Source organism: Pseudomonas sp. NPDC089758 (genome assembly GCF_044748705.1).
In the GTDB taxonomy this organism is placed as follows: Bacteria; Pseudomonadota; Gammaproteobacteria; order Pseudomonadales; family Pseudomonadaceae; genus Aquipseudomonas; species Aquipseudomonas putida_X.
On the sequence record NZ_JBIVGN010000001.1, the window covers coordinates 113,052 to 137,243 of the forward strand.

Annotated in this window: 26 protein-coding genes; 16 read left to right on the forward strand and 10 right to left on the reverse strand. The window is 63.0% G+C overall.

The genetic code is table 11. The features are described from left to right. The first annotated feature begins 15 nt into the window (after positions 1–15). Together ACIPZH_RS00545 and ACIPZH_RS00550 are read left to right on the forward strand one after the other, a co-directional pair. A complete protein-coding gene (locus ACIPZH_RS00545) occupies positions 16–1,218 on the forward strand; it encodes an MFS transporter (RefSeq protein ID WP_400634558.1) in 1,203 nt (400 codons plus the stop codon). Positions 1,219–1,294: 76 nt separating this feature from the next. Further along, complete coding sequence (locus tag ACIPZH_RS00550; RefSeq protein ID WP_012314247.1) at positions 1,295–1,840, forward strand: cupin domain-containing protein; 546 nt, start codon at positions 1,295–1,297, stop codon at positions 1,838–1,840. Positions 1,841–1,897: 57 nt separating this feature from the next. Here the strand turns inward: ACIPZH_RS00550 and ACIPZH_RS00555 are convergent, their stop codons facing one another. Together ACIPZH_RS00555 and ACIPZH_RS00560 are read right to left on the reverse strand one after the other, a co-directional pair. After that, positions 1,898–2,491 carry a 2-hydroxychromene-2-carboxylate isomerase gene (locus ACIPZH_RS00555; RefSeq protein ID WP_400634560.1) on the reverse strand — a complete coding sequence of 198 codons (594 nt, stop codon included), beginning with the start codon at positions 2,489–2,491 and terminating at the stop codon, positions 1,898–1,900. Positions 2,492–2,518: 27 nt separating this feature from the next. After that, positions 2,519–3,250, reverse strand: a complete 732-nt coding sequence (locus ACIPZH_RS00560; protein ID WP_400634562.1) for an SDR family oxidoreductase — start codon at positions 3,248–3,250, stop codon at positions 2,519–2,521. A gap of 87 nt (positions 3,251–3,337) precedes the next feature. Here ACIPZH_RS00560 and ACIPZH_RS00565 point away from each other — a divergent pair, with 87 nt between their 5' ends. Together ACIPZH_RS00565 and ACIPZH_RS00570 are read left to right on the forward strand one after the other, a co-directional pair. Beyond that, positions 3,338–3,901 (forward strand): TetR/AcrR family transcriptional regulator, encoded by a 564-nt coding sequence (locus tag ACIPZH_RS00565; RefSeq protein ID WP_241805804.1) that lies wholly within the window; start codon positions 3,338–3,340, stop codon positions 3,899–3,901. Continuing rightward, the gene (locus ACIPZH_RS00570; RefSeq protein ID WP_400634564.1) at positions 3,888–4,472 is read left to right on the forward strand and encodes a DUF4157 domain-containing protein; all 585 of its coding nucleotides are present in this window, start codon (positions 3,888–3,890) and stop codon (positions 4,470–4,472) included. Before ACIPZH_RS00565 ends, ACIPZH_RS00570 begins: the two co-directional genes overlap by 14 nt. Positions 4,473–4,525: 53 nt before the next feature. Here the strand turns inward: ACIPZH_RS00570 and ACIPZH_RS00575 are convergent, their stop codons facing one another. After that, a complete protein-coding gene (locus ACIPZH_RS00575) occupies positions 4,526–5,518 on the reverse strand; it encodes a bile acid:sodium symporter family protein (RefSeq protein ID WP_400634566.1) in 993 nt (330 codons plus the stop codon). Between the two features lie 117 nt (positions 5,519–5,635). Here ACIPZH_RS00575 and ampC point away from each other — a divergent pair, with 117 nt between their 5' ends. Further along, complete coding sequence (gene ampC / locus ACIPZH_RS00580) at positions 5,636–6,775, forward strand: class C beta-lactamase (RefSeq protein ID WP_400634568.1); 1,140 nt, start codon at positions 5,636–5,638, stop codon at positions 6,773–6,775. Positions 6,776–7,073: 298 nt separating this feature from the next. Then, on the forward strand, positions 7,074–7,406 hold the full coding sequence (locus ACIPZH_RS00585; RefSeq protein WP_241805808.1) for a hypothetical protein: 333 nt from the start codon (positions 7,074–7,076) through the stop codon (positions 7,404–7,406). A 57-nt stretch (positions 7,407–7,463) separates the two neighbouring features. Here the strand turns inward: ACIPZH_RS00585 and ACIPZH_RS00590 are convergent, their stop codons facing one another. The 4 genes from ACIPZH_RS00590 to ACIPZH_RS00605 all read right to left on the reverse strand — a co-directional run bounded on the left by ACIPZH_RS00590 (position 7,464) and on the right by ACIPZH_RS00605 (position 9,536). Next, positions 7,464–7,763 (reverse strand): hypothetical protein, encoded by a 300-nt coding sequence (locus tag ACIPZH_RS00590; protein WP_241805809.1) that lies wholly within the window; start codon positions 7,761–7,763, stop codon positions 7,464–7,466. 142 nt (positions 7,764–7,905) lie between these two features. Further along, the gene (locus tag ACIPZH_RS00595) at positions 7,906–8,094 is read right to left on the reverse strand and encodes a hypothetical protein (RefSeq protein WP_012314238.1); all 189 of its coding nucleotides are present in this window, start codon (positions 8,092–8,094) and stop codon (positions 7,906–7,908) included. Positions 8,095–8,235: 141 nt separating this feature from the next. Then, positions 8,236–8,556: a YbjQ family protein gene (locus ACIPZH_RS00600; protein ID WP_012314237.1), complete on the reverse strand. Its 321-nt coding sequence runs from the start codon at positions 8,554–8,556 to the stop codon at positions 8,236–8,238. A gap of 92 nt (positions 8,557–8,648) precedes the next feature. Next, positions 8,649–9,536: an EamA family transporter gene (locus ACIPZH_RS00605; RefSeq protein WP_400634570.1), complete on the reverse strand. Its 888-nt coding sequence runs from the start codon at positions 9,534–9,536 to the stop codon at positions 8,649–8,651. Positions 9,537–9,780: 244 nt separating this feature from the next. Here ACIPZH_RS00605 and ACIPZH_RS00610 point away from each other — a divergent pair, with 244 nt between their 5' ends. Next, a complete protein-coding gene (locus tag ACIPZH_RS00610) occupies positions 9,781–10,836 on the forward strand; it encodes a GlxA family transcriptional regulator (RefSeq protein ID WP_400634572.1) in 1,056 nt (351 codons plus the stop codon). Between the two features lie 82 nt (positions 10,837–10,918). Next, complete coding sequence (locus tag ACIPZH_RS00615; RefSeq protein WP_400634574.1) at positions 10,919–12,124, forward strand: NAD(P)/FAD-dependent oxidoreductase; 1,206 nt, start codon at positions 10,919–10,921, stop codon at positions 12,122–12,124. Between the two features lie 36 nt (positions 12,125–12,160). On the opposite strand, the gene ACIPZH_RS00620 is transcribed toward ACIPZH_RS00615, so the two are convergent. Then, positions 12,161–12,640 (reverse strand): VOC family protein, encoded by a 480-nt coding sequence (locus ACIPZH_RS00620; protein WP_400624984.1) that lies wholly within the window; start codon positions 12,638–12,640, stop codon positions 12,161–12,163. 241 nt (positions 12,641–12,881) lie between these two features. Between ACIPZH_RS00620 and ACIPZH_RS00625 the strand changes: the two genes are divergently transcribed. Both ACIPZH_RS00625 and ACIPZH_RS00630 read left to right on the forward strand, forming a co-directional pair. Then, on the forward strand, positions 12,882–14,087 hold the full coding sequence (locus tag ACIPZH_RS00625; RefSeq protein WP_400634576.1) for a hypothetical protein: 1,206 nt from the start codon (positions 12,882–12,884) through the stop codon (positions 14,085–14,087). 259 nt (positions 14,088–14,346) lie between these two features. Continuing rightward, positions 14,347–14,997 carry a TIGR04211 family SH3 domain-containing protein gene (locus ACIPZH_RS00630; RefSeq protein WP_400624988.1) on the forward strand — a complete coding sequence of 217 codons (651 nt, stop codon included), beginning with the start codon at positions 14,347–14,349 and terminating at the stop codon, positions 14,995–14,997. A gap of 54 nt (positions 14,998–15,051) precedes the next feature. Here ACIPZH_RS00630 and ACIPZH_RS00635 read toward each other — a convergent pair whose 3' ends face one another. Further along, a complete protein-coding gene (locus ACIPZH_RS00635) occupies positions 15,052–15,933 on the reverse strand; it encodes a LysR family transcriptional regulator (protein ID WP_400634578.1) in 882 nt (293 codons plus the stop codon). A 124-nt stretch (positions 15,934–16,057) separates the two neighbouring features. On the opposite strand from ACIPZH_RS00635, the gene argC reads away from it, so the two are divergent. The 3 genes from argC to ACIPZH_RS00650 all read left to right on the forward strand — a co-directional run bounded on the left by argC (position 16,058) and on the right by ACIPZH_RS00650 (position 19,866). Then, positions 16,058–16,999, forward strand: a complete 942-nt coding sequence (gene argC / locus ACIPZH_RS00640; RefSeq protein ID WP_400634580.1) for an N-acetyl-gamma-glutamyl-phosphate reductase — start codon at positions 16,058–16,060, stop codon at positions 16,997–16,999. A gap of 80 nt (positions 17,000–17,079) precedes the next feature. Then, positions 17,080–17,766: a GNAT family N-acetyltransferase gene (locus ACIPZH_RS00645; protein WP_400634582.1), complete on the forward strand. Its 687-nt coding sequence runs from the start codon at positions 17,080–17,082 to the stop codon at positions 17,764–17,766. A gap of 474 nt (positions 17,767–18,240) precedes the next feature. After that, complete coding sequence (locus ACIPZH_RS00650; protein WP_400634584.1) at positions 18,241–19,866, forward strand: methyl-accepting chemotaxis protein; 1,626 nt, start codon at positions 18,241–18,243, stop codon at positions 19,864–19,866. Positions 19,867–19,918: 52 nt separating this feature from the next. Here ACIPZH_RS00650 and ACIPZH_RS00655 read toward each other — a convergent pair whose 3' ends face one another. Beyond that, complete coding sequence (locus ACIPZH_RS00655) at positions 19,919–21,325, reverse strand: cytosine permease (RefSeq protein WP_241805820.1); 1,407 nt, start codon at positions 21,323–21,325, stop codon at positions 19,919–19,921. 317 nt (positions 21,326–21,642) lie between these two features. On the opposite strand from ACIPZH_RS00655, the gene ACIPZH_RS00660 reads away from it, so the two are divergent. From ACIPZH_RS00660 to ACIPZH_RS00670, 3 genes are all read left to right on the forward strand, one after another. Then, positions 21,643–22,128, forward strand: coding sequence for a flavin reductase family protein (locus tag ACIPZH_RS00660; protein ID WP_012314149.1), 486 nt, complete (start codon positions 21,643–21,645; stop codon positions 22,126–22,128). 66 nt (positions 22,129–22,194) lie between these two features. Beyond that, positions 22,195–23,238 (forward strand): LLM class flavin-dependent oxidoreductase, encoded by a 1,044-nt coding sequence (locus tag ACIPZH_RS00665; RefSeq protein ID WP_400634586.1) that lies wholly within the window; start codon positions 22,195–22,197, stop codon positions 23,236–23,238. Between the two features lie 320 nt (positions 23,239–23,558). Further along, positions 23,559–24,155: an amino acid synthesis family protein gene (locus tag ACIPZH_RS00670; RefSeq protein ID WP_003256068.1), complete on the forward strand. Its 597-nt coding sequence runs from the start codon at positions 23,559–23,561 to the stop codon at positions 24,153–24,155. The last annotated feature ends 37 nt before the right edge of the window (positions 24,156–24,192 follow it).

The window sequence follows — 24,192 nt, forward strand, 5'->3', positions numbered from 1 at the left end:
GCCCTGGAATGCCCGATGAATGTCGCGAAGGACCCTGCCACCCTGACCACCGCCAGCACACTGGACACGCGCCCGTTGCTGCTGGCCAACATGGCCTGCACCATGGCGATGATGGCCTTCGTCGCCTTGATCGGGCCCATCGCCCGCCTGCTCGGCATGGCCACCTGGCAAGCCGGCGCAGCGGTGACTGTATCGGGTGTGGTCTGGGTGCTGCTGGCCCGCCCGTGGGGGCGCGCAGCTGATCGACTGGGCCGCCGTCGCATCCTGTTGCTGGGCAGTGCTGGCTTCACGCTGGCGTACTGGCTGCTGTGCCTGTTCGTCGAAGGCGCTTTGCGCTGGCTGCCAGGGGCTACCTTGGCGTTCGTCGGCCTGATGCTCGCGCGCGGCTGTATCGGCGCCTTCTACGCGGCCATTCCGGTGGGCTGCAATGCGCTGATCGCCGACCATGTCGGGCCACAGCAGCGTGCCCGGGCCATGGCATCGCTGGGGGCAGCGAATGCAGTAGGCCTGGTATTGGGGCCGGCGCTGGCGGCCTTGCTGGCACGGCACAGCTTGAGCCTGCCCTTTCATGTGATGTCGCTGCTGCCTGCCAGCGCGTTTCTGGTCCTGCTGTTCAAACTCAAGCCGCAACCCCTCGCACATCGCCATGCACCCAGTCCGGTGCACCTGAGCGACCCGCGCCTGCGCCGGCCGCTGCTGGTGGCCTTCAGCGCGATGCTCAGCGTGACGGTGTCGCAGATCATCGTCGGCTTCTTCGCCCTTGACCGCCTGCAACTGGGGCCGGCGCAGGCCGCCCAAGCCGCCGGCATCGCCCTGACCACCGTCGGGGTGGCACTGATCCTGTCACAGGTCATCCTGCGCCAGCTGGAATGGCCACCGCTGAAGATGATCCGCGTCGGCGCCAGCGTTTCGGCACTGGGCTTCGCCGCCGGCTCGCTGGCTACCACCGCGCCGTGGCTGTGGGGGTGCTATTTTGTCGCCGCCGCCGGCATGGGCTTTGTTTTCCCGGCGTTCTCGGCACTCGCCGCCAATGCCATGAACGCCGCAGAACAGGGCGCCACTGCGGGGTCCATCGGTGCCGCTCAAGGCATGGGGGCGGTGATCGGCCCGCTGGCCGGGACACTGATCTACGCCGTCGACCCGCGCCTGCCCTTCCTGGTCGTGGCTGTGCTGTTGCTGCTGGTCGGGCTGTGGCCGATGCCGCGCGCGCGGGCCTGACAAGCACAGCGCGCGCGCGTGCAGAGTGTGTTTTAATGCGCCAATTATTTTTAACACCTCTGATTACAAGGCGGCTATGGACACGGGGACACGACTCAAACTGGTGCGTGAACGCAACAACCTTTCCCAACGCGAACTGGCCCGCCGCAGCGGGCTGACCAACTCGACCATCTCGCAGATCGAGCAAAACCGCGTCAGCCCGTCGGTCAGTTCCCTGAAGAAACTGCTCGAAGGCATCCCCATGACCTTGGCAGAGTTCTTCAGCTTCGACGAGCCGGTACGAGAAGAGCGCTTCGTGTTTCGCGCCAGCGAGCAGCCTGACCTGGGCCGCAATGGCCTGCGCATGCTGCTGGTCGGTGCCAGCGTCGAGGCACGGCAGATGCGCATGCTGCGTGAGTTGTATGCGCCAGGCGCCGATTCGGGTGAACCGATCGTGCATGCCGAAGGCGAGGAATGCGGGCTGGTCACACGAGGGACCGTGGAATTGTGGGTCGATGGCCAGGTCAGCGTTCTCAACTCTGGCGATGGTTACTACATCCCCACCACCCTGCCGCACAGCTTCAAGAACATTGGTCAGGACGAAGCGGAGATCATCAGCGCCAACACGCCGGCCAACTTCTGACTCAAGGGCCAATGGCCCGGGCTGTTCGCGTGTGACGCTGCGAACAGCCCGCTGCGCTCAAGGCTTGAGTGCATCGGCCACGAAATCCAGACGATCCTGGCCGAAGTACATCTGCCCGTCGACAAAACAGGTCGGTGCGCCGAACACCCCTCGCTCCACAGCCTCCTCTGTCGTCTGTTTCAATGCCGCCTTCACCTCTGCGTCGCCAATCAGCACCTGAAATTCAGCGGCGCTAAACCCCGCATCTGCCAGCACCTGCTCCAATACGGCGGCATCCCCCAGGTTGCGCCGTTGAACCCATAACCCGTTGAACAGCGCCGCCAGCAAGGTTTCGAAGCGTTCCGGGGCGCGCAACTGCGTGCTTACCAGGCCGCGCATCAAAGCCAAGGTGTTGATGGGGAAGCCAGGCGGGAGCCCGAACGGCACCCCATAGCGCGCGGCGAACCGCCCCAGGTCGGTGAACATGTATCGCCCCTTGGCGGGGATCATCGCTGGCGACGCGTTGCCTGTGGCCTGGAACACACCGCCCAGCAACATCGGCCGGTACTGCAACGTTGCGCCCTGGCGGGCGCACAGTGCCGGTAGCTGGGTCCAGGCCAGATAGCTGGCGGGGCTACCCAGGTCGAAGAAAAACTCCACGGTCTTGCTCATGCAACGCACTCCTTTTGAGGGTAGGCCTTACCAGCGCTCCATCCACGGGCGCAGGTCGAGTTCGAAGGTCCAGGCGTCGCGGGGCTGCGCGTGCAGGAACCAGTAGTTGTCGGCGATGTGCACCGGATCCAGAACACCGTCCTGATCCTTGAGGGCGTAAAGGTCGGGGAAACTGTCGCGGATGAACGCGGTGTCGATGCCGCCATCCACTACCACATGGGCAACGTGGATATTGCGCGGCCCTAACTCACGCGCCATGCTTTGCGCCAAGGCCCGCAGGCCATGCTTGGCACCGGCAAAGGCTGCAAACCCGGCTGCGCCACGGGTGCCAGCAGTGGCACCGGTGAAAAGGATTGTGCCGCGCTCACGCACGACCATGCGCCTGGCCACCGCCTGGGCGGTCAGAAAGCCTGCGAAGCAGGCCATTTCCCAGATCTTGAAGTATTTGCGCGGTGTTTCCTCAAGGATGCTGCAGGGCACATTGGCGCCGATATTGAAAACAAAGGCTTCGATCGGGCCAATGTCGCGCTCGATGGTCTCGACCAGCTCAGCGACCTCGTCTTCCTTGCGTGCATCGGAGGCGAAACCCTGTGCCTGACCGCCTGCAGCGCGGATCTCGTCCACCAGCGGTTGCAGCTTGTCGGCCTGGCGCCGAGTGACGCAGGCGAAATACCCCTCACGGGCAAACCGCTTGGCGATTTCGCCGCCAGTGGCATCCCCCGCGCCGACCACCAGCACCACTTTTCGTTGTTCTGTCATGCGTGCCTCCATTGATGAACGATCGTTTAGTAAACGAACGCTATGTTATGATCACCGCCATCGTCAAGCCGCGCGTGAGGCTTTCAAGTGCGCTACTCAACCGACCACAAGCAACAAACCCGTGACAAGCTGCTTGCCAGCAGCGGCGCCCTGGCCAAGCGTGGTGGTTTTGCCAGCACTGGCGTGGCCGGGCTGATGAAGGCCATCGGCCTGACCGGCGGTGCCTTCTACAACCACTTCCCGTCCAAGGACGACTTGTTTACCGAAGTGGTCCGCCAGGAGCTGTGCAACAGCCCGCTGGCACGCCTGGCCAACCAAGGCGCCAGCCGCGAGCGCTTGGCGCGCTGCCTGCAGCAGTACCTGAGCCTGGCGCATCTGCACAATGCCGAGGGCGGCTGCCCGCTGCCGCCGCTGGGGGTGGAAATCGCCCGCGCTGAACGGCCGGTACGTGAAGAAGCCGAGCACTGGCTGGTGAGCCTGCACAGTGCATGGAGCCAGACGCTGGAGGATGAAGCCTTGGCCTGGGTACTGATCAGCCAGTGTGTCGGGGCGCTGGTGGTCGGGCGGATGCTGGCTAGCGAGACGGTTCAAAGCCAAGTTCTAGAGGCCAGCCGAAGCCACGTCGAAAGGGCTCTGAATGAGAGCGGCTAGCCTGCTGTGGGCCCTGTTGCTGAGCACGGCGGCCTCTGCCGAACAGGTGTGCCCACCGGGGCAGTACCCAGTCTGCCTGATGGGCTGCTTCTGTGCGCCGATCGACCCCGGCCAGGTGCTCAAGGACGTCGAGGTCATGGCCGCCAGCAGCCTGGCCTTCGGCTTGCGCCAGGCGCGCGATGAAGCAACCGCCAGCGGCAGTGAACCGATCCCCTTGCACATACGGGCCCAGCTCGAAGGCTGGTATGACTTCGCCGTGCTCGATGCCGCGCGCTTTCGGGTTGGCGACGAGCAGCAGATCAGCGCTGCCAATGCCCTGCTGCAGAACCCGGATGTGAACGCGGTAACGCTGATCGACACGATCATCTTCCGCCATGCCCGCGATGCCGAGGACAACGTGGCCCTGTGGGCGCATGAACTCAAGCATGTGCAGCAGTATCAGGAACTGGGGGTAGAGGAATTCGCCCGGCGCTATACGCGCAACTACCAGGCGCTGGAAGAGCCCGCCTACAAGGTCGAGGCCGAGGTGAGCACAGCCTTGCGTCAGCGCAGTTCGGGGCAGGCGCGTTAGTCGATACCGGCCTGGTCCGAGCCAGGCCCACGCAGGCCGGTATCGATGACTCATCACGAGGAAGCTGCAGTCGCCTCGCCTTCCTCCACTCGGCTTGCATACCGCTGCGCCAGCACCGCACACACCATCAACTGGATCTGATGGAACAGCATCAGCGGCAAGATCATGGCCCCGATGCCACTGCCCACGAACAGCACCTGCGCCATTGGCACGCCCGTAGCCAGGCTCTTCTTGGACCCTGCAAACAGAATGGTGATGCGGTCTTCAAGGCTGAACCCCAGCACCTTGCCCAGCAGGCGCGTACCGAACAGCACCACCGCCAGCAGGATCCCGCACACAGCGAACAAGCCTGCAAGATGCTGTGGCGATACGGTGTGCCACAAGCCCGTCACCACCGCCTCACTGAACGCGGTGTAGACCACCAGCAGGATCGAACTCTGATCGACCAGTTTGAGCCAGCGCGCATTGCGCTTGACCCAGGCCCCGATCCAGCGGCGCGCGATCTGCCCGGCGACGAACGGTACCAACAGTTGCAGGGTGATTTTCAGCACGGCGTCCAGCCCCGAACCGGTTTCCCCTCCGGCCCCCAGCAACAGCATCACCAGCAGCGGTGTCAGGAAGATCCCGATCAGGCTGGAGGCCGCTGCACTGCAAATGGCTGCCGGCACGTTGCCGCGGGCCAACGACGTGAAGGCAATCGCCGACTGCACGGTGGCCGGCAAAGCGCACAGGTAGAGCACGCCCAGATACAACTCGTTGCCCACCAGTGGCACGAACAGTGGCTTGAACGCCAGGCCAAGCAATGGGAACAGCACGAAGGTGCAAGAGAACACCAACAAGTGCAGGCGCCAGTGCCCAGCCCCGGCGATAATCGCCTCGCGTGACAGTTTGGCACCGTGAAGGAAGAACAGCAGACCGATGGCCAGGTTGGTCAACCAACCGAAATACACCGCGCCATCGCCAGAACAGGGCAGCACGGTGGCGATCAGCACCACCCCGAGCAGGGCCAGGGTGAAGTTGTCGAACAACATGCGCAAATGTCTCATAACAGTTTCCATCTTGTCGTTGTGCAAGGGCAGACGATAAGGTTTCGGGCTTAATTCCGCTAACGCCGGAACCCCCATCGGTGTCGCTGAACGGACACAGCCTGAAAGGATCTTCGTATGCACTTCGCTTCCCTGACTGCCGCCGCCGCGCTGGCCTTGATTGCCGCCCCTGCAAACGCAGCCGATCCGCTGCAGGCTCAGGTGGACGCCATCATCCACCCACTGATGCAGGAGCAGGACATCGCCGGCATGGCCGTAGGGCTGTACGTCGACGGCAAAGCGCACTACTTCAGCTACGGCGTGGCCAGCAAGGCCGACGACAGGGCTGTCACCGCCGATACGCTGTTCGAGATCGGTTCCCTGAGCAAAACCTACACCGCCACCCTTGCCGCACTGGCCAGCGCCGAAGGCAAGCTCGATCTCGACGCACCGGCCCAACGCTACCAGCCAGCGCTTGCCGGCACGGCGCTGGGCAAGGCCAGCGTGCTCGAACTGGGGGCTTACAGCGCCGCGTGCCTGCCCCTGCAGTTCCCTGACACTGTGCAGACTGACGCGCAAGCGCTGGAGTTCTTCCGAACCTGGAAGCCCAGTGCCGCACACGGCACCCAACGCTGCTATTCGAACCCAAGCCTTGGGCTGTTCGGTGACCTGGCGGCACGTGCGCAGCAGCAGCCATTCGCTGAACTGATGAGCAAAAGCCTGTTGCCGCAAATGGGCCTGAAGCATACCTACCTTCAGGTACCTGCCAGCGCGCAGGGCCTCTATGCCCAAGGGTATGACGCGCAAAACCGCGCGGTGCACGTCAACCCGGGCCCGTATGCCGATCAGGCCTATGCAATCAAGACCAGCGCTAGCGACCTGCTGCGCTACGTGCGCCTGCACATGCAGCCAGCCGAGCTATCGCCTGCGCTGAGAAACGCGGCCGCCATCACCCAGTCGGGCTATTTCCAGGTCGGCGCAATGACCCAAGGCCTGGGATGGGAACGCTACCCCTACCCCACAGCGCTCGATACGCTGGTCGATGGCAACAGCTCACGGATGGTTCGGGAGCCTCAGCCCACCCAGCGCCTTACCCCGACGCGCCCCGCCCTCGCCCAGGCCTGGTACAACAAGACCGGTTCCACAAGCGGTTTTGGTGCCTATGCCGCGTTCATTCCGGCCGAAGGCAAGGCCATCGTGCTTCTCGCAAACCGTAATTATCCCAACGAGGAACGTGTGCGTGCAGCCTACCGGATCCTCTCCCGTATTGGCCGCTGACAGACGCCTCGAGCAGGATTGTCGGACAAGATGTAGTGACCAAAAATATTCACTACAAAACGGTTGACGCCATTCATCGCGCTTGGGCATGATGAAGCCGTCTCCCCGATCGGGAGCGGTGGCAAGGGTGTTCCAGATGGCCTGCGCGGTAACGCAGGCCATCCGTGGAGAGGGAACTGTCCAAAAGGCAGCGTGAGAAAGCCCCTGTTGCGATGCTGCTGTAGCAGCCTAGGTAGTGCGCTACATGCTGTAGCGCCAACTGTGAAAATCACCAACAAAAACGGGTAATGGGGGCTTTATGATGAACTTGAACAACAATCCCACAATTGACCAACTGGCCCAGCTGTTCGCCATGCGCAAGGACAGCCTCGACGACCACTTGCTGTGGGTCAGCCAAACCGGCGAAGTGCGCCTCGACCGCCTGCCGCCGAATACCGTAGAAGATGAATTCGAAGAGCACCTGCCCAGCATGCGTGCCCGCTTCAAGGTCTACCGCCGTGGCCAGGGCTACGTCGGCAAGAAGGCTGCCGCCGACACCGAGTTCGTTGGCCGCGTGCTGCAGACCCTGCAACAAGAATGGCCCGCCGCCCGTGAGCGGCAGGCAGTCAAGGTGATCGAGCCGCTCAACTGACCCTTCATTGAGTTGCCGCACCACTTTCTGAGCCCGGCCCGCATAGGCCGGGCTTTTTCATGCCTGCCGACGTTGCTGCTGCGGCAATGCCAATGCGCCGGTCGCCAGCGCCCTGGCCCGCTCCACGCCCCATACCAAGGCACGTGTCATGGTCTCACCCGGGCGTGCCGGGTAGTACTCTTCCAGCAACGCTTTGCCACCCTGGCCGTACAGCCCCAGGAACAGCTGCGTGGCGCCCAGCCGAGACAGGCGTACCTGCACGTCGATGGTGGTGCCATCGCTCAACGCTTCATCGTGGCTGCGGCAGTGCAATTGTGCGTCGGCCCACTGCCAGTAAGTTTCTTCCCTGACCCGCATACAGCGGTGCTCCTCTGCTGAGATCCCCTGGCAGAAGACCACAGCGGCATCGATTCGGCGAGCACAAACGAGCGTTACCATGAGCAAGGTCAAACAACGCATAAAAAAACCCCGCGGTAGGTGCGGGGTTATGTGAACGGGGTCACTTTCTCGGCGCGACCCTCGGCGTGAAGCGGCCCTTTTTGCTGCGCTGCAGATGTGCCGGTTGCAGCTGCTCCGAATCATCCAGTGTCATGTGGGCAAAGCCCAGCCGAAACGCTGCCTGACCGCAGCGCACCTGGCTGTTGATGGGGAACGCATCATTCATGTCTTCGAAAAAGGACTCGCTCATGCCCTGTCTCCATTTCAGTGGCGACCGCGTCGGCAAAGGAAGAGTTTTGCCTGAAAAACGCAGCCTGTGAAAGTGAGACTAGCCGGTCATTTACGGACTGCCCGGGCAAAACAGCGGGACCCGACCAGTGGCACAATGCCTTTATTTCAGGCGCACAGCGGTGCCCGTGGCGAACACTACGACCATGCCGCCTTGCACGGAGGGCATGCTGATTTCGAAATCCACACCCACCACTGCGTCGGCTTGCAACTGCCGTGCCCGGGCTTTCAGTTCCTCGGTCGCCTGCTCGCGGGCAAGGCGTAGCGCGCCCTCCAGCGTCTGTGAACGGCCGCCGAAGAAGTCGCGAAAGCGTGCAAAGAAATCGCGCACGAAGTTGATACCTTGCACCGATTCGGAGCTGACTACGCCAAGGTACTCAGCGATTGGCCGGCCTTCGAGCTGGCTGGTGGTGGAGATGATCATGGGGGCTCCGGTGGCGTGACAAAGAGCCCGAGTCTAACAAAGCATCGGCCCTTCGGGTTTACCCGCAAGGGCCGAACGGCTCTACACAATCGTTATTGCGCGCTGGCGGCCCGTAACCGCTGGCCAAGCTTGGGTCCGAACACATTGACCAGCAACCCGAGCATCACCAGCAGCGCCCCCCACCCCTGCACCGCCGTGAGCCGCTCCCCCAGCAACCAGGCGGACGAACTCAAGCCGATTACCGGCACCAGCAACGAGAACGGCGCAACTTTGCCCGCCGGGTGCCGCGACAGCAGGGTGCTCCACAGGCTGTAGCCGAGCATGGTGGCTACGAACGCCAGGTAAGCCAGCGCCAGCACCGAGCTCCAGCCGATATTGGCCAACGCATGGCCGATGCGTTCCGGCCCTTCCAGCCACCACGACAAGGCCAGGAACGGCAGCGGCGGGATCAGCCCGCCCCATATCACCAGCGCAACCAGGTCGACCGAGCCAAAACGCCTTGTGATGATGTTGCCCATGCCCCACATGGCGCCTGCACACAGGGTAAGGAGCAGCGCCACCATTGGTACGTGGCCACTGTCCTCGCTGCCGATCAACGCCAGCCCGCTGGCTGCCACCAGCAAACCCAGCAGGCTCGCCAGGCGCAAGCGCTCCCCTAGAAACAGCGCGGCAAAGCCGAGGGTGAAGAAAGCCTGGGACTGCAACACCAGTGACGCCAGGCCTGGCGGCATGCCGCTGTACATGGCCTGGAACAGGAAAGCGAACTGGCCCAGGGAGATCGTGGCGCCATAGGCGATCAGCCAGCGCCATGGCAAATTCGGCCGTTTGACCAACAGGATCGCCGGGAACGCAACCAGCATAAAGCGCAGCGCCCCTAACAACATCGGCGGCAGACCATCAAGGCCTACCTTGATGACCACGAAATTGACTCCCCAGGCGACGATCACCACCAGGGCGATCAGCAGGTCCTTGAGCGGCATTACAGCTTCCTTCTTCAGGCGTACTAGACATATTTGGTTACAGCATAAAGCCATTTGCCCAGCCTGGACCGGCACAGTTAGGCTTCGGCCTTACGCAACAGTACAGATAATCGGCATCCGGCCTGGGCATTCACCCCGCCGCGAAGTCCCTGTAACGTTGCCCTGCGCGAGCAGTTGATGCCCTGGAAGGCCGTTGCGTTACCCTAATAGACAAGCGCCACTTTTCGTTGAATCAGGCCAAACCATGACCGATATCGCAGGGCAACTTGAGCCTCCCCTGTTACCCGTCGACCAGCCTCGGGTGATGGTCTTCGTTGCCTACCCCGCCATGGGCCTGCTCGACCTCAGCGGTGCGCAAACCGTGTTCTGGGCAGCCACCCAGGCCATGGCCGAGCGCGGCCTACCCGGCTACCGCCTGCATACCGCCAGCCTCGAAGGGGGTCTGCAGCCAACCGCCGAAGGTCTGGCGGTGGCCACCGAGCGCCTGGATGATGCCATGGCCCAGGCCGTCGACACGCTGATCGTACCCGGCGCCCCGGACATCATCCGCAGCCTTCCCGAGCACGGCCCGCTGGTGGCCTGGCTGCGCCGCGCCAGCCTGCACGCCAGGCGCACGGCATCGGTCTGCAGCGGGACTTTCCTGCTGGCCAGCGCCGGCCTGCTCGACGGCCGCCGCGCTGCCACCCACTGGGCCATGTGCGAGGTGCTGCGCCGTGACTTCCCGGCCGTGCAGGTGGACCATGAATCGATCTTCGTTCAGCAAGGCACCGTGTGGACCTCGGCGGGCGTGAGCGCAGGGATCGACCTGGCACTGGCGTTGGTCGAGCTCGACTGTGGCCGCGACGTCGCGATGCAGGTGGCGCGCGAACTGGTGGTGTTTCTCAAGCGCCCGGGCGGGCAGGCGCAGTTCAGCGAACTGCTCAAGCTGCAAGGCCAGGACTGCACGGAGTTCGAAGCCCTGCACCTGTGGATCAATGAGCACTTGGGCGACCCGCGCCTGAGCGTCGAGCGCCTGGCCGAACAGGCGCACATGAGCCTGCGCAATTTCACCCGGGTATACAAACTCAAGACCGGCCGTACACCGGCCAAGGCGATCGAGGTCTTGCGCCTGGAAGCGGCCCGGCGCCAGCTGGAAAATACCGATGCACACATCGAGCAAGTCGCCCGCCTCTGCGGCTTCGGTAGTGAAGAACGCATGCGCCTGGCCTTCCAGCGCCACCTGGCCGTCACCCCGCGCGACTACCGTGCACGCTTCGCCCGCAGCGTACCGCTGGCCGAAATTCAGGGTTCTTTGGCCTAGGGCTGACGGTTCATCGCCCGTAGCATCGTTGATCGCAAACAAGAACTACCTTGTTTGATTCGTACCTTCCAGGAGCACAACGATGAAAAACATCCTGATCATTGGCGCAGGTTTCGCCGGCCTTTGGAGCGCCCTGAGCGCCATCCGCCAACTCGACCTGCATGGCCGTACGGATGTCGAGGTGACGCTGCTCGCGCCGCAGCCCGAATTGCATGTGCGCCCACGGTTCTACGAGCCCGAGGTGCACACCATGGCTGCGCCGTTGCAGGCGTTGTTCGAGGCAGTGAGTGTACGTTTCGTGCAGGGCACGGCGTTCCACATCGATGAAGCTGCAAAGCGTGTGAGCTACCGCACCCAAAGTGGTACCGAATGCAGTTTGCCCTACGACCGCCTGATCATGGCCTGTGGCAGCGTACTCAACCGACCGGACATGGTCGGGATCGAACATGTGTTCGACGTCGACACGATCGACAGCGCCGCACGTCTTGAGACCCACCTCAAATCCCTGGCCAGCCTGCCCGACACCCCGGCACGCAATACCGTGGTGGTTGCGGGGGGCGGCTTCACCGGCATCGAGACCGCCACCGAGCTGCCATCGCGCTTGCGCAGCATCCTTGGCGAGCAGGCGCGGCTGCGTGTGGTGGTGGTCGACCGCGGCGTGAAGATCGGTGCAGCCCTGGGTGACGGCATTCGCCCCGCCATCGAACAGGCGTGCGAGTCACTGGGTATCGAATGGATCTGCGCGGCCTCAGTGGCCTCGGTCGACCCCGAGGGGGTATTGCTCGACAACGGCCAGCGCATCGAGGCCAGTACGGTGATCTGGACCGTGGGTTTCAAGGCCAACCCGTTGACCGAGCAGATCAGCGGTGAACGTGACCGCCAGGGCCGCCTGCACGTGGATGGCAACCTCAAGGTCAAAGGCAATGATGCGGTGTACGCCGCCGGTGACGTGGCCTACGCCGCCTGCGATGAGGCAGGCAATTATGCGGTGATGTCCTGCCAGCATGCCATCCCGCTCGGGCGTTACGCAGGCAACAACGCCGTGGCCGAGCTGATTGGTGTGGCGCCAATGCCCTACAGCCAGCCCAAGTACGTGACCTGCCTCGACCTGGGAGCCTGGGGTGCGGTGTACACCGAAGGCTGGGAGCGCAAGGTTTCGCCGCCGACAGACAAGGCCGAAGCCAAGGTGCTGAAATCGCAGATCAACTCGATCTGGATCTACCCGCCGGCAGCCGAGGACCGCCAGGCCGCACTGGCAGCGGCAGACCCGACCATCCCAGTGGCCTGAGCCGGCACGCAGGGCCCAGGCTTGGGCCCTTTCCCTTCAGCCGCGCAGGGCCGCCTCGATGGCGGCCACATCGATCTTGCCCATGCCCATCATCGCCTCGAAGGCCCGCTTTGCTGCCGCCCTGTCCGGGTTGCCAATGGCCTCGATCAGCACCCTTGGGCAGATCTGCCAGGATATCCCCCACTTGTCCTTGCACCAGCCGCAGGCGCTCTCTTGCCCACCATTGCTGACGATGGCGTGCCACAGTCGATCGGTCTCGGCCTGGTCCTCAGTGCTGACCTGGAACGAAAACGCCTCTGAGTGGCTGAATGCCTTGCCGCCATTGAGCCCCACGCAAGGGATGCCCATGACGGTGAACTCGACCGTGATCACATCACCCGCCTTGCCTGAGGGGTAGTCGCTCGGTGCCTGGTGCACCGCGATCACCTCGCTGTCGGGAAACGTACTGGCGTAGAAGTGCGCAGCGTCCTGCGCGTCGTGATCGAACCACAGGCAAATCGTGTTCTTGGCAGTCATGGCATGGCTCCATGGATAGGCCGGAAACGTTCAGTGTAGCCCTTGGGCACGGCACGACGATGGACAGGGCGCACGCTTGAACGCAGCGCGTCAAGCGCAAGGATTGCCGATCTCCGGGCAAATCAGAAACGCCCTACACGTAGCGGAGAATTATCCAGCCTTTGCGCGCTTCACTTATCCATTCGGCAAGCACGATCATCCTCAAAGCGGGCTATTACCGACTTTTCAGGGAGATTCAGGTTTGTCGGACTTCCAAGCAAAGCTGCAGCACCTTAGCGCTGAACAGGTCGAGGCGCTGTACAGCGAATACATCAGCGGTGAGAAGATTGCACACCTGCTCGAGCGCTACGCCATCGACGTAGCACCCAGCAGCCTGATCAAGGCCTTTCCACCCCTGCCCTGCGCCGCCCTGCGTTGTCCCTACTGCAAAACCAGCCTGTTCGAGCGGCGCAAAAGCCGCACGGCGTCCAGCTGCCACGACAACATGGCATTCTGCAAAACCTGCGACCACCGCCATTACTTCCCCGGGCATACGAAGTGGCGCCGTGTTTGCGCGTGCCAGCCGTGCCTGGCGGCGCGTCAGCAAGCCAGGCTTGAGCTGCAAGCACAGCAGCGCCAACGCATCAGGGAACACTGGTCACTGGCCAGACGCCAGCCGATACCTCTGCGCAGCCTTTCGATAACCCGCAAGCTGCAACTGTTGGCGCTGCTCGAGGTGCGGATGGACAAACAACACGAGCGGCTGCTTCCGGCCGAGCACCCCACTGGCGAGGAACATGTCAGCCCTTCGAAGGCCATGGATGCAAGCCTGCTGCAGGCTTTGCAAGAGGACCTGATTCTGCTGGTCGACCCGGATTCCCCACCGGCATCGTTCAGCAATGACCCAACACCCAAGGCGTGGCGTGACAAAGTGTACTGGGTGGTGAATGTAAGCCTGCACGGGCACCAACGTGCGGGCCTGATGCCGTTGCGTCGCGCGCTGCTTGACCTGTTGGGCGCAGGCCCCCGCCCCGAATGGCGCGAACAGCTTGGCGAGGCAATCACGGCCCTATCGATTGAACACGTGTGTGCCTGCATCGCCTCGCGCTGTGCAGCGCATGGCCTGCCTTTCGAACCCCGGGAAAAGGCCACGCAGGTTGCCGCGCAAGTGCTCGGTATGCTGCCAGTAGCGTCTGCCCTGTCGCTGGTCGACGACGCGGTGCACGGCGCGCTTACCTACATAGCGCGCAGCCATGTCACGCCGCATCACGCCAGCAGTACCATTCCCGCCAACATGCTGGCGGCAGCTGAGCGGGCCGTGAGGGAGCAGTGGCAGTTCGGCCCGTGCAGCTACGCCAGCAGCGCTTACAGCCGCGTGCTGTTCGACGTACTGCTGCGACAGGACGACCACGGCCTGCGGCGCAGGATTGCCGAGTACATCGCGGAGCTCCCCCGTCGTGGCGCATGACGGCAGCCACTTCAAGGCTGTTGCCAGGCACATGACGCCCTCGCGTACAGGCCGCTTGCGACACGCAAAGCAGCCTGTTCGCCGCGAGGGCTCTAGCTCGCCTTTTGCAACATCCTGCAGACAATTCCCACACCCAGCAGTGAACCTGCCTCCAAAAATGAGGTCTTTCGCTGACGGTCATCTCACCGACCGGTTCGCCGGCCCAACTGACGCGCAAACGTCACCGGGCCTATTTTTCCTGATGCAGCGAAGACCCAACATGCCTGAATCCCGCCCAGCCTCCCTCGCCCTCCCTGCCCTGCGCGGCAGCTTGATCGCCGCCCTCGTGGCGCTTGCCGCCCCCGCGCATGCCCAAGAGCCGGCCAGCGATGCGCGCTGGGTCAGCGACAGCCTGAGCACCTATGTACGCAGCGGCCCTACCGACGGGCACCGCATCGTCGGCACACTCAAATCCGGACAGAAGCTGACCCTGATCGGCACCCAGGGCAACTACAGCCAGGTGCGCGGGCAGAACGGCGACGTGGTGTGGATCCTCTCCAGCGACCTGCAATCGGTCCCGGGCCAAGGCGAGCGTTTGCCTGAACTTGACGCACAAGTGGCGCAGTTGTCCGAGCAACTGAAAACCATCGACGACAGCTGGAAGAACCGCGTGCAGGGCATGCAGGAAACCCTCGACTCGCGCAAGAAACTGGCCGACGAACTGCAAGCACGCAACCAGGCATTGAACGAACAGCTCGATCAGGCCCAGTCGAACCTACGCGACGCGCAGGCGCGCCTGGGCGATGAGAACAAGCAAGTCATGATGCGCTACATGGTCTACGGCGGCAGCATTGCCGGCGCGGGCCTGTTGGCGGGGCTGATCCTGCCGGCGCTGACCCGCGGCCGCAAGAAGAACGACCGCTGGTTCTGAGGCCTGTCCGGCCAGGCGCCGGGTTGCCAGTACCGGCCTTGTACCGGCCGCCAGCTACTGGCGCAACCGCTCCAGCGCCTGCAGCACGTACCCCGTCGCCCGCTCGACCTCGCCGTCCCGGCAGGCAATCCCTAGTTGCCGCCACAACCCAGGGCGCAGCGGCCGGCGCGCAATGCGCCGGTCCAGTTCGGCCATCTCGCCTTCTTGGGGCAGCAAGGTAGCGCCATAACCGGCCCCCACCAGGCTTTTGATCGCGTCGTTGTAGTTCAACTCGATCCGCGGCTCAGGATACAGCCCGGCGGCAGCGAACCACTCTGCGGTCACCCGCGAAAGCTGGGTGCTGCTGTCATTGAGAATCAGCGCTCGCTGCCCCAGCCAGGCCGGGGTGACCCGAGCAGGCGGCTGCCAGTCTGCCGGCACGTAGGCCAGGATCGGGTCGCGCCGCCAGGCGGTGACCTTGATGCCCTTGCTCGCTACCTGCGGCAAGGCCACCAGGCCGATATCCAGGGCGCCTTCGCGCAGGCGCACCAGCGAAGCCTGGGAGGTCAGGACCTGCACCTGCACATCGATACCGGGATGTGCCACCCGCAGGTGCTCCAATGCCTGCGGTAACAGGTGGGCTATGGCGCCGGTCGAGGCGCCCAGGCGCACCCGTCCTGCCAGCCCTTCGACCTGGCGCCGCACTTCATCCAGAGCAAGATCGGCATCGGCCAACAGCCGGCGGGCGCGTACCAGCAGGGTTTCGCCAATGGCGGTGGGGCGTACCTGGTTACGGTTGCGGGTCAACAGCGGCGCCCCGACCCGCGCCTCGAGTTCGGCCACGTGCAGGCTGATGGTAGGCGGCGCCAGGTTGAGCTGACGCGCGGCCTCGGCGAAAGATCCCAGGTCGGTGATGACCACAAGGGTGCGGAGGCGATCGAGGCTGATTTCACGCATGGGCTGGGCCGCTTCAGAATGACTTTTGTTCAGAAAATATGAAGGTCTGCATCATGATATTCAAATTTTATTTACCACGGCGACAGGCGAGCATAGGCCATCTTTCATGTGACTGGACCCGACCATGCGTACCCCAATTGTCTTTATCGACGGCGACCAAGGCACCACCGGCCTGCAGATCCATGCCCGCCTGCAAGGGCGCACCGATCTGCAACTGCTGACCCTGCCCGAGGCAGAACGCAAGCACCCACAACGGCGCAGCGACGCCATCAACAGCGCCGACATCGCCCTGCTCTGCCTACCCGACGACGCTGCGCGCGAGGCCGTGTCGGCCATCCGCAACCCAGCGCTGCGGGTGATCGATGCAAGCTCCGCGCATCGCACCACCCCCGGCTGGGTCTACGGGCTGCCTGAACTGGACGAACGGCAGGCCGAGCGCATTGCCCTGGCCAAGCGGGTCAGCAACCCCGGCTGCTACCCCACTGGCGCCATCGCCCTGCTGCGCCCGCTGGTGCAGGCCGGCCTGTTGCCCGCCGACTACCCGCTGAGCATCCATGCCATGTCCGGCTATTCCGGCGGTGGCCGTGCGGCGGTCGAGCGCCATGAGCAGCCCGGGGCTCAGCGCGCGCCGACGTTGCAGATGTACGGCCTGGAGCTTGCGCACAAGCACGTGCCGGAAATCCAGCTGCACGCCGGCCTGGCAGCCCGGCCGGTGTTCTTGCCTGGCTACGCGGCCTATCGCCAGGGCATCGTGCTGAGCATCCCGCTGCAGTTGCGCCTGTTGCCAGGGCAGATCCGCGCCGAGCACTTGCAGGCCTGCCTTGAACAGCACTACCAGGGCGCACGCCATGTGACCGTCGCACCCCTGCACCAGCAGGGGCCGGCCTCACCGCTGGACCCTGAGGCATTGAACGACAGCAACGATTTGCGCCTGAGCGTGTACGCCAACCCCGAACACGGCCAGGTACTGCTCACGGCAGTGTTCGACAACCTGGGCAAGGGCGCCTCGGGTGCGGCGGTGCAAAACCTCGAGCTGATGCTTGCCGCGCTGCAGGCCCAAGGCTGACAGGTAAAAAAGGGGGTAGACTGTGCGTCCCGCATCAACCGGTGCGGGGCGATTCAACAGCCGCCGGAGCCCGTCCACCGATGTTCATTCTGAGCCGCCTTGACAGCGTGCCGCCCGAATCTTTCCAGAATCAGATCCGTGACCTGGTGATCCACCATGTCGGCGAACTGAGCAGCGTCGCCATTCGTGCCGACAATCCGTTGTACCCGCTGTACCAGTACGGCGTCGGCATGGAGGTGCATCAGTACCTGCAGGCCATGGACGGCACTCGCGGCCTGGCCGTGCAGCTGACCCTGGCACTGGATGCCGATGCCCCCGACCAGATGCTCGGTTTCGCTTTGACGTTGCCGGCCCAGGACACTCCGCAGGCCTGTGCACTGGCCTTTCTCGCCGTTGTGCCCGGGCATCGCCGCCAAGGTATCGGCCGCGCCTTGTTGGCCGATGTGCAGGCGCGCTTTGCCAGCGTCGAACTGAACGCGTTTGCCAACCAGGTGCCTTGGTTCGAAGCGCGGGGCATGCAGGTGGTAGCCGCCAGCGGGCCGCAAGTGTTGATGAGCAGCACCGGCCAGGCCAGCGGCGCGCTGATCGGCCGGCTTGATATCGCGCCGATTTACCAGGCCACTGAAGTGCACCAGATTCACACCTACCTGCTCAATCAGCAGGGTGAAGATGCGATGATCGAAGCCGAGCAGCAGCGCGATGAGTGGCTGGATGAGCTGACGGAACAGGCTCGCGCCTGTGTGCAACAACGCAAGACGGTGCATTGACCCCCGGGCCTCATCGCAGGCCCCGAGAACGGTCTGAACCAGCACTTGAGCTTGGCCTGGCTCACCGGACTGTCCCCCCGCACCGCTCCCCTCTCCGCGCACTGCGCGCCGCTCGCCTGCCCAACAAGACATGGGCCGATACCCTGGCAACGATGCCACGGCCGGCCTACTTGGCGAGCGGCCATTTGCGTCAAAAGCCAGAGCTTGGCCCTTCGCCCGGAATACTATCGCTCCCTTGATTCCGGCGGTTTAACCACATTTTCCTGACAGATCCGTCAATAAATGACGGATTTACCAACAGATGCCGTTAGATTGAATGCCTGGTCAACAATGATGGCAATATGGCACTATTCCGAAAAACAATAATCAGAGGTGAGTCCCATCACTATATTGCAGCACATTGGGAGCATGGCACCGTCGGTGAGCGGGGTTTGCCCATGGTCCTGATTGCGCACCACCGTCAAGGAACATTCCATGCAGTTACGGAATATGAAGATCGGCATTCGCGCTGCCAGCGTATTTGCTCTGTTGGGCGCCCTGGTCCTGTTCATGGGCCTTATAGCCCTCTATGAAACCCGGCAGATGGACGAGGCTACGGACGAAATCCGCATCACCTGGATGCCTGCCGTGGTCGCCCTCGGTGACGTCAGCACCAACCTCGGCCGCGCCCGTGCTATCACCATGCGCGCTGCGCTGGATGACAACCCCACTGAGCGCATGCGCAACATCGAGTTGTTCAAAGGTATCAATGACCAGCTCGACAAGGGTCTTAAAGATTATGAGGCCACCATCGTCGCCGCCGATGACCGTGCCCTGTTCAACGCACTGATCGCGGCCCATCAACAGTATTTCGACCTGCAGGCACAGGTACTCAAAGACATCGCTGCCGGCCGGATGGCCGAGGCCAGGCAACAGATCAGCGGCCCACTCACGCAGTATGCCGACACCATGATGAAAGCCCTGTCGGCGTTGACCACCTACAACAGCAGCGGCGCCGAACAGGCCTCCCAGCGCAGCAGCGACGTGGCCGACGAAGCCTTTGCGGCCATTATTGGTTCATTGCTGGTAATCATGATTGCCCTGGTGGCCATTGCCACCGTGCTCACCCGTAGCATCGTCGTGCCGTTGGCAGATGCCGTGGCCGTGGCCGAACGTGTGGCCACGGGCGACCTGACGCGGGAAATCACGGTTACCGGTCGCGATGAGCCAGCCTTGCTGCTGCGCGCCCTGAGCCGTATGCAGGCCAGCCTGCGCGATACCATTCGCAAGATTGCGGCCTCGTCGGACCAGCTGGCCTCGGCCTCGGAGGAGCTGCACACGGTTACCGAAGATACCAGCCGTGGCCTGCACCAACAGAGCGCGGAGATCGACCAGGCGGCCACGGCCGTCAACCAGATGACTGCCGCCGTGGAAGAAGTGGCGAACAACGCGGTGAGCACTGCCGATGCGTCCCAGGGCGCCGACCGCAGCACGCGCGATGGCCGCGATCAGGTCAACCAGGCGCTGGCCTCGATCCAGCACCTGGTCGATGACGTGACCGGCACCTCTGCCGAGATCGAGCAGTTGGCCAGCAGTGCCAACGAGATCAGCCGCGTGCTCGATGTGATTGGCTCGATTGCCGGGCAGACCAACCTGCTGGCCCTCAACGCTGCCATCGAAGCTGCGCGCGCCGGTGAGGCGGGCCGTGGTTTTGCCGTGGTCGCCGATGAAGTGCGCGCCCTGGCCCACCGCACCCAGCAGTCCACCGCCGAAATCGAACAGATGATTGCCGGGATTCAGAACGGTACCGAGCGGGCGGTCACGGCCATGCACAGCAGCCAGGGGCGTGCCACTGGTACGCTGGAAGTGGCACAAGGTGCCGGGCAGGCGCTGGAAGTGATTGCCGAGGCGATCGCGTCGATCAACCAGCGCAACCTGGTGATCGCCAGTGCTTCGGAAGAACAGGCACAAGTGGCGCGGGAAGTGGACCGCAACTTGGTTAACATCCGCGACCTGGCGATGCAGACATCGGCGGGGGCCAACCAGACCAGCGCGGCGGCACAAGACTTGTCGCGGTTGGCGGTGGACCTGAATGGCATGGTGGCGCAGTTCAAGGTTTGATCGGATAGAGCCGGGGCTGCGTTGCAGCCCCTGTTACAGCAACCGCAATCTCTCAGTCGTTGACACTCACAACCCGCCCCGCCTGCTCGGCAGCCTTGCCGCGCGTCGCCAGGCAGTAATACAGCGGCACCGTCACGATCAGGCCGAACAGCCAGGACAGGTCCGCGCCCTCGACGATGTTCGAATAGGGCCCTACATACAGCGACGTGTTGGCGAACGGCAACTGCACCAGAATCCCGCACGCATAGGCAATGATCGCGTGGGGGTTGAAGCGCCCGTAAATCCCGCCATCTGCGCGGAAGATCGAGGCGATGTCGTACTCGCCTTTCTTGATCAGGTAAAAGTCGATCAGGTTGATCGAAGCCCACGGCACCAGCACCAGCAACAGCGCCAGGATTAGCCCGATGAAGTGACCGATGAAGTCTGCCGAGGCATTCAGGGCAACCATCCCGCACGCTACCAGAATCACCGCAGCCAGCATTACCCGCACCTTGATGCTAGGCGTCCATTGGGCGAAGAACGTCTGGATGGCCGTGACGATCGACAGTACCGCGCCGTACAGGTTGAGGGCGTTGTGGCTGATGATGTTGAGCAGGAACAGCACCATCAGGATCGGGCCCAGCCAGCCGGTGGCCTGCTTGACCGCGTCCATCGCGTCGGTGCCTTGGGGCACGCACAGCACTGCCACTGCACCGAAGCTGAAGCACAGTATGGTGCCCAGGGTGGCGCCGAAATACGTCGCCCAGAACGGCTTGGCGATACCGACCTCTTTGGGCAGGTAGCGCGAGTAGTCGGAAGTGTACGGCGAGAAACTGATCTGCCAGATGGTGCCCAGCGAGACGGTGGCGATGAAGCCGGACAGGTTGAACGCGCCCCGGCTGAAGAAGTCGGCCGGCAACTCTTGGGTAAACATCATGATGAAACCGGCCAGCAGCGCCGACCCCATCACCCAGGTGCCGATGCGGTTGAGGCTATGAATGAAGCGGTAGCCGATGACGCCGATCGCCGTGGCGCTCAGGGCACCGATGACGATCGCCGTAGGCATCGGCACGCTCGGCGCAATGCCGTGGATCGACTTGCCTGCCAATACGATGTTGGAAATGAAGAAGCCAACATAGATCAATGCCGTGAAGAACACGATCAGCAGGGCACCATAACGCCCGAACTGGCCGCGGCTCTGCACCATCTGTGGAATGCCCAGCTGCGGTCCCTGCGCAGAGGCCAGGGCGATGACCACACCCCCGATCAGGTGGCCCAACACGATGGCGATCAGGCCCCACAACAGGTTCAGGTGGAACACCTGGACCACCATGGCGCCGGTGACGATGGGCAGTGGCGCGATGTTGGTACTGAACCAGAGGGTGAACAGGTCGCGGGCCTTCCCGTGGCGCTCGGCAGGTGGAACGTAATCGACCGTGTGATTCTCGACAAACTGGTGTTGCGATGACGGTTGGGACATGGTTTTCAGCTCGAAAGGTCGTTTTTATCTTTGTAAGGAAACCGCGTCTAGGCGGCCTCTCAGCTGCGGACCATATTATGGTATTCCAAACTTTTGACAACACTGATTCGGTTTAAAAAAGCCCGACTGATCCGGTTCAGCACTCTCGGCCAGGCCTTCATGATTGGAGCAAAGCCCCATTTCATGCGGCTTTTAGCCATTCATCGTGTTTTACCCAGCCCTGAAAATTCCGCTTGCAAAACGAGTATTACGGTATACCATCAGACACATCAACGATAAAAAGCGGCTCACCGCTACCCCCTTTCGAGGTACACGCCATGATCGACGCAACCGTCTACAAGAACGTCCTGGGCTCCTTCCCCTCAGGCGTCACCGTCATCACCACACTGGACGACGACGGCTCGATCGTCGGCCTGACCGCCAGCGCCTTTTCCTCCCTGTCGATGGACCCGCCGCTGGTGCTGTTCTGCCCCAACTACAGTTCCGATTCCTACCCGGTATTGATCAAGAACAAGCGCTTTGCCATTCACCTGCTCTCTGGCGAACAGCAAGCTGAAGCCTACGCCTTCGCCAAGAAAGGCAAGGACAAGGCCGCGGGCATCGAGTGGACCCTGAGCGAACTGGGCAACCCGGTGCTGGCAGGGGCCACTGCGGTGATCGAATGCGAGTTGTGGCGTGAATATGAAGGTGGCGACCACGCGATCATGGTCGGCAAGGTGCACAACCTGATCGTTCCCGAGCAGGCACCACGGCCGATGGTCTACTGCCGCGGCAAAATGGCCAGCCTGCCCGCCTTCGCCTGAGGCGCCTGACGTTATTACTGACGCCTGGCACGCCAGGCGAGACTTTCAAGCTGCGAGGAATGCCCCATGAAATTTTCGTTGTTCGTACACATGGAACGTTGGGATGAACAGGTCAGCCACCGCCAGCTGTTCGAGGACCTCACCGAACTGACCCTGATGGCCGAAAACGGCGGTTTCAGCACCGTATGGATCGGCGAACACCACGCCATGGAATACACCATTTCGCCCAGCCCGATGCCGCTGCTGGCCTACCTGGCCGCGCGCACCGAAAAGATCCGTCTGGGCGCCGGCACCATCATTGCGCCGTTCTGGAACCCGATCCGCGTGGCCGGCGAGTGCGCCCTCCTCGACGTGATCAGCAACGGCCGCATGGAAGTGGGCCTGGCCCGCGGCGCCTACCAGTTCGAGTTCGATCGGATGGCCAATGGCATGCCGGCCACCGACGGCGGCAAGGCCCTGCGCGAAATGGTGCCGGCGGTGCGCAAACTGTGGGAAGGCGACTACGCACATGAAGGCGAGGTCTACAATTTCCCGACCTCCACCAGCGTGCCCAAACCGGTGCAGCATGGCATGCCGCCGATGTGGATCGCTGCGCGCGACCCGGACTCACACAACTTTGCGGTGAAAAACGGTTGCAACGTGATGGTCACCCCGTTGATGAAGGGTGATGAAGAAGTACTGGACCTGAAAAACAAGTTCCAGGCTGCGCTGGACAACAACCCCGAGGTACCCCGCCCGCAACTGATGGTGCTGCGCCACACCCACGTGCACAGCCCGTCGGAGCCCGATGGCTGGAAAATCGGCGCCCAGGCCATCTCGCGCTTCTACCGCACCTTCGATGCCTGGTTCGGCAACAAGACGGTCCCGGTCAACGGCTTCCTGGAGCCGAGCCCGGAGTCGAAGTTCGCCGAGGTGCCGGCCTTCGCGTTGGAGAACATCCGCAAGAACACCATGATCGGTACACCGGAAGAAATCATCGCGCGCATCAAGTATTACCAGGAACTGGGCGTCGACGAGTTCAGCTTCTGGTGCGACAACAGCCTGCCTCACGCCGAGAAGAAGAAATCGCTCGAGCTGTTCATCAAGGAAGTGGTGCCGGCGTTCGCCTGAATTCCCCTTACCTGAAAGCGTTGCTGGATTAGCCCGCTCCCCGGAGGCCGCCAAGGCCCTCGGGCGTGGGCGTTTTTTTAGCTGCAAGCTGCAAGTTGCAAGCTTCAAGCAACAACGTACGTGCTCGGCCGTGAGCTCGGCGCTTGCAGCTTGCAGCTTGCAGCTTGCGGCTTGCGGCTTGCGGCTTGCGGCTTGCGGCTTGCAGCTTGCCGCCGCCTTTCGTCTCCTGCTTGGAGAAATTTTCAGCGGGCTCTTGCACAACAAATATTATGGTATACCATCAGACAACAAGAGCTGATAACCCTCACCAGGAGCCCCTCATGAGTTTCGAAATCCGCAAGATCGTCACCTACTCCGAAGAGACCCGCATCGAAGGCGGCAAGGCCACCGACAAGCCAGTGACCATGGTCGGCCTGGCCGTGGTGATCAAGAACCCATGGGCCGGCCGCGGCTTCGTTGAAGACCTCAAGCCGGAAATCCGCGCCAACTGCTCCGAGCTGGGTGCGCTGATGGTCGAGCGCCTCACCGCTGCCATTGGCGGTGCCGACAAGATCGAAGCCTACGGTAAAGCTGCCGTGGTCGGCGCCGATGGCGAGATCGAACACGCCTCGGCGGTGATCCACACCCTGCGCTTCGGCAACCACTACCGCGAAGCCGTACAAGCCAAGAGCTACCTGAGCTTCACCAACAAGCGCGGCGGGCCGGGCACCTCGATCCAGATCCCGATGATGCAGAAAGACGACGAAGGCCTGCGCTCGCACTACATCACCCTGGAAATGCAGATCGAAGACGCCCCGCGTGCCGACGAAATCGTCGTGGTACTGGGCGCGGCCGACGGCGGCCGCCTGCACCCGCGCATCGGCAACCGTTACATCGACCTGGAAGAACTGGCTGCCGAAAAAGCCAACGCTCAATAACAACAACCAAGACGGGCCGGGGCGTGGCGTGCTTACC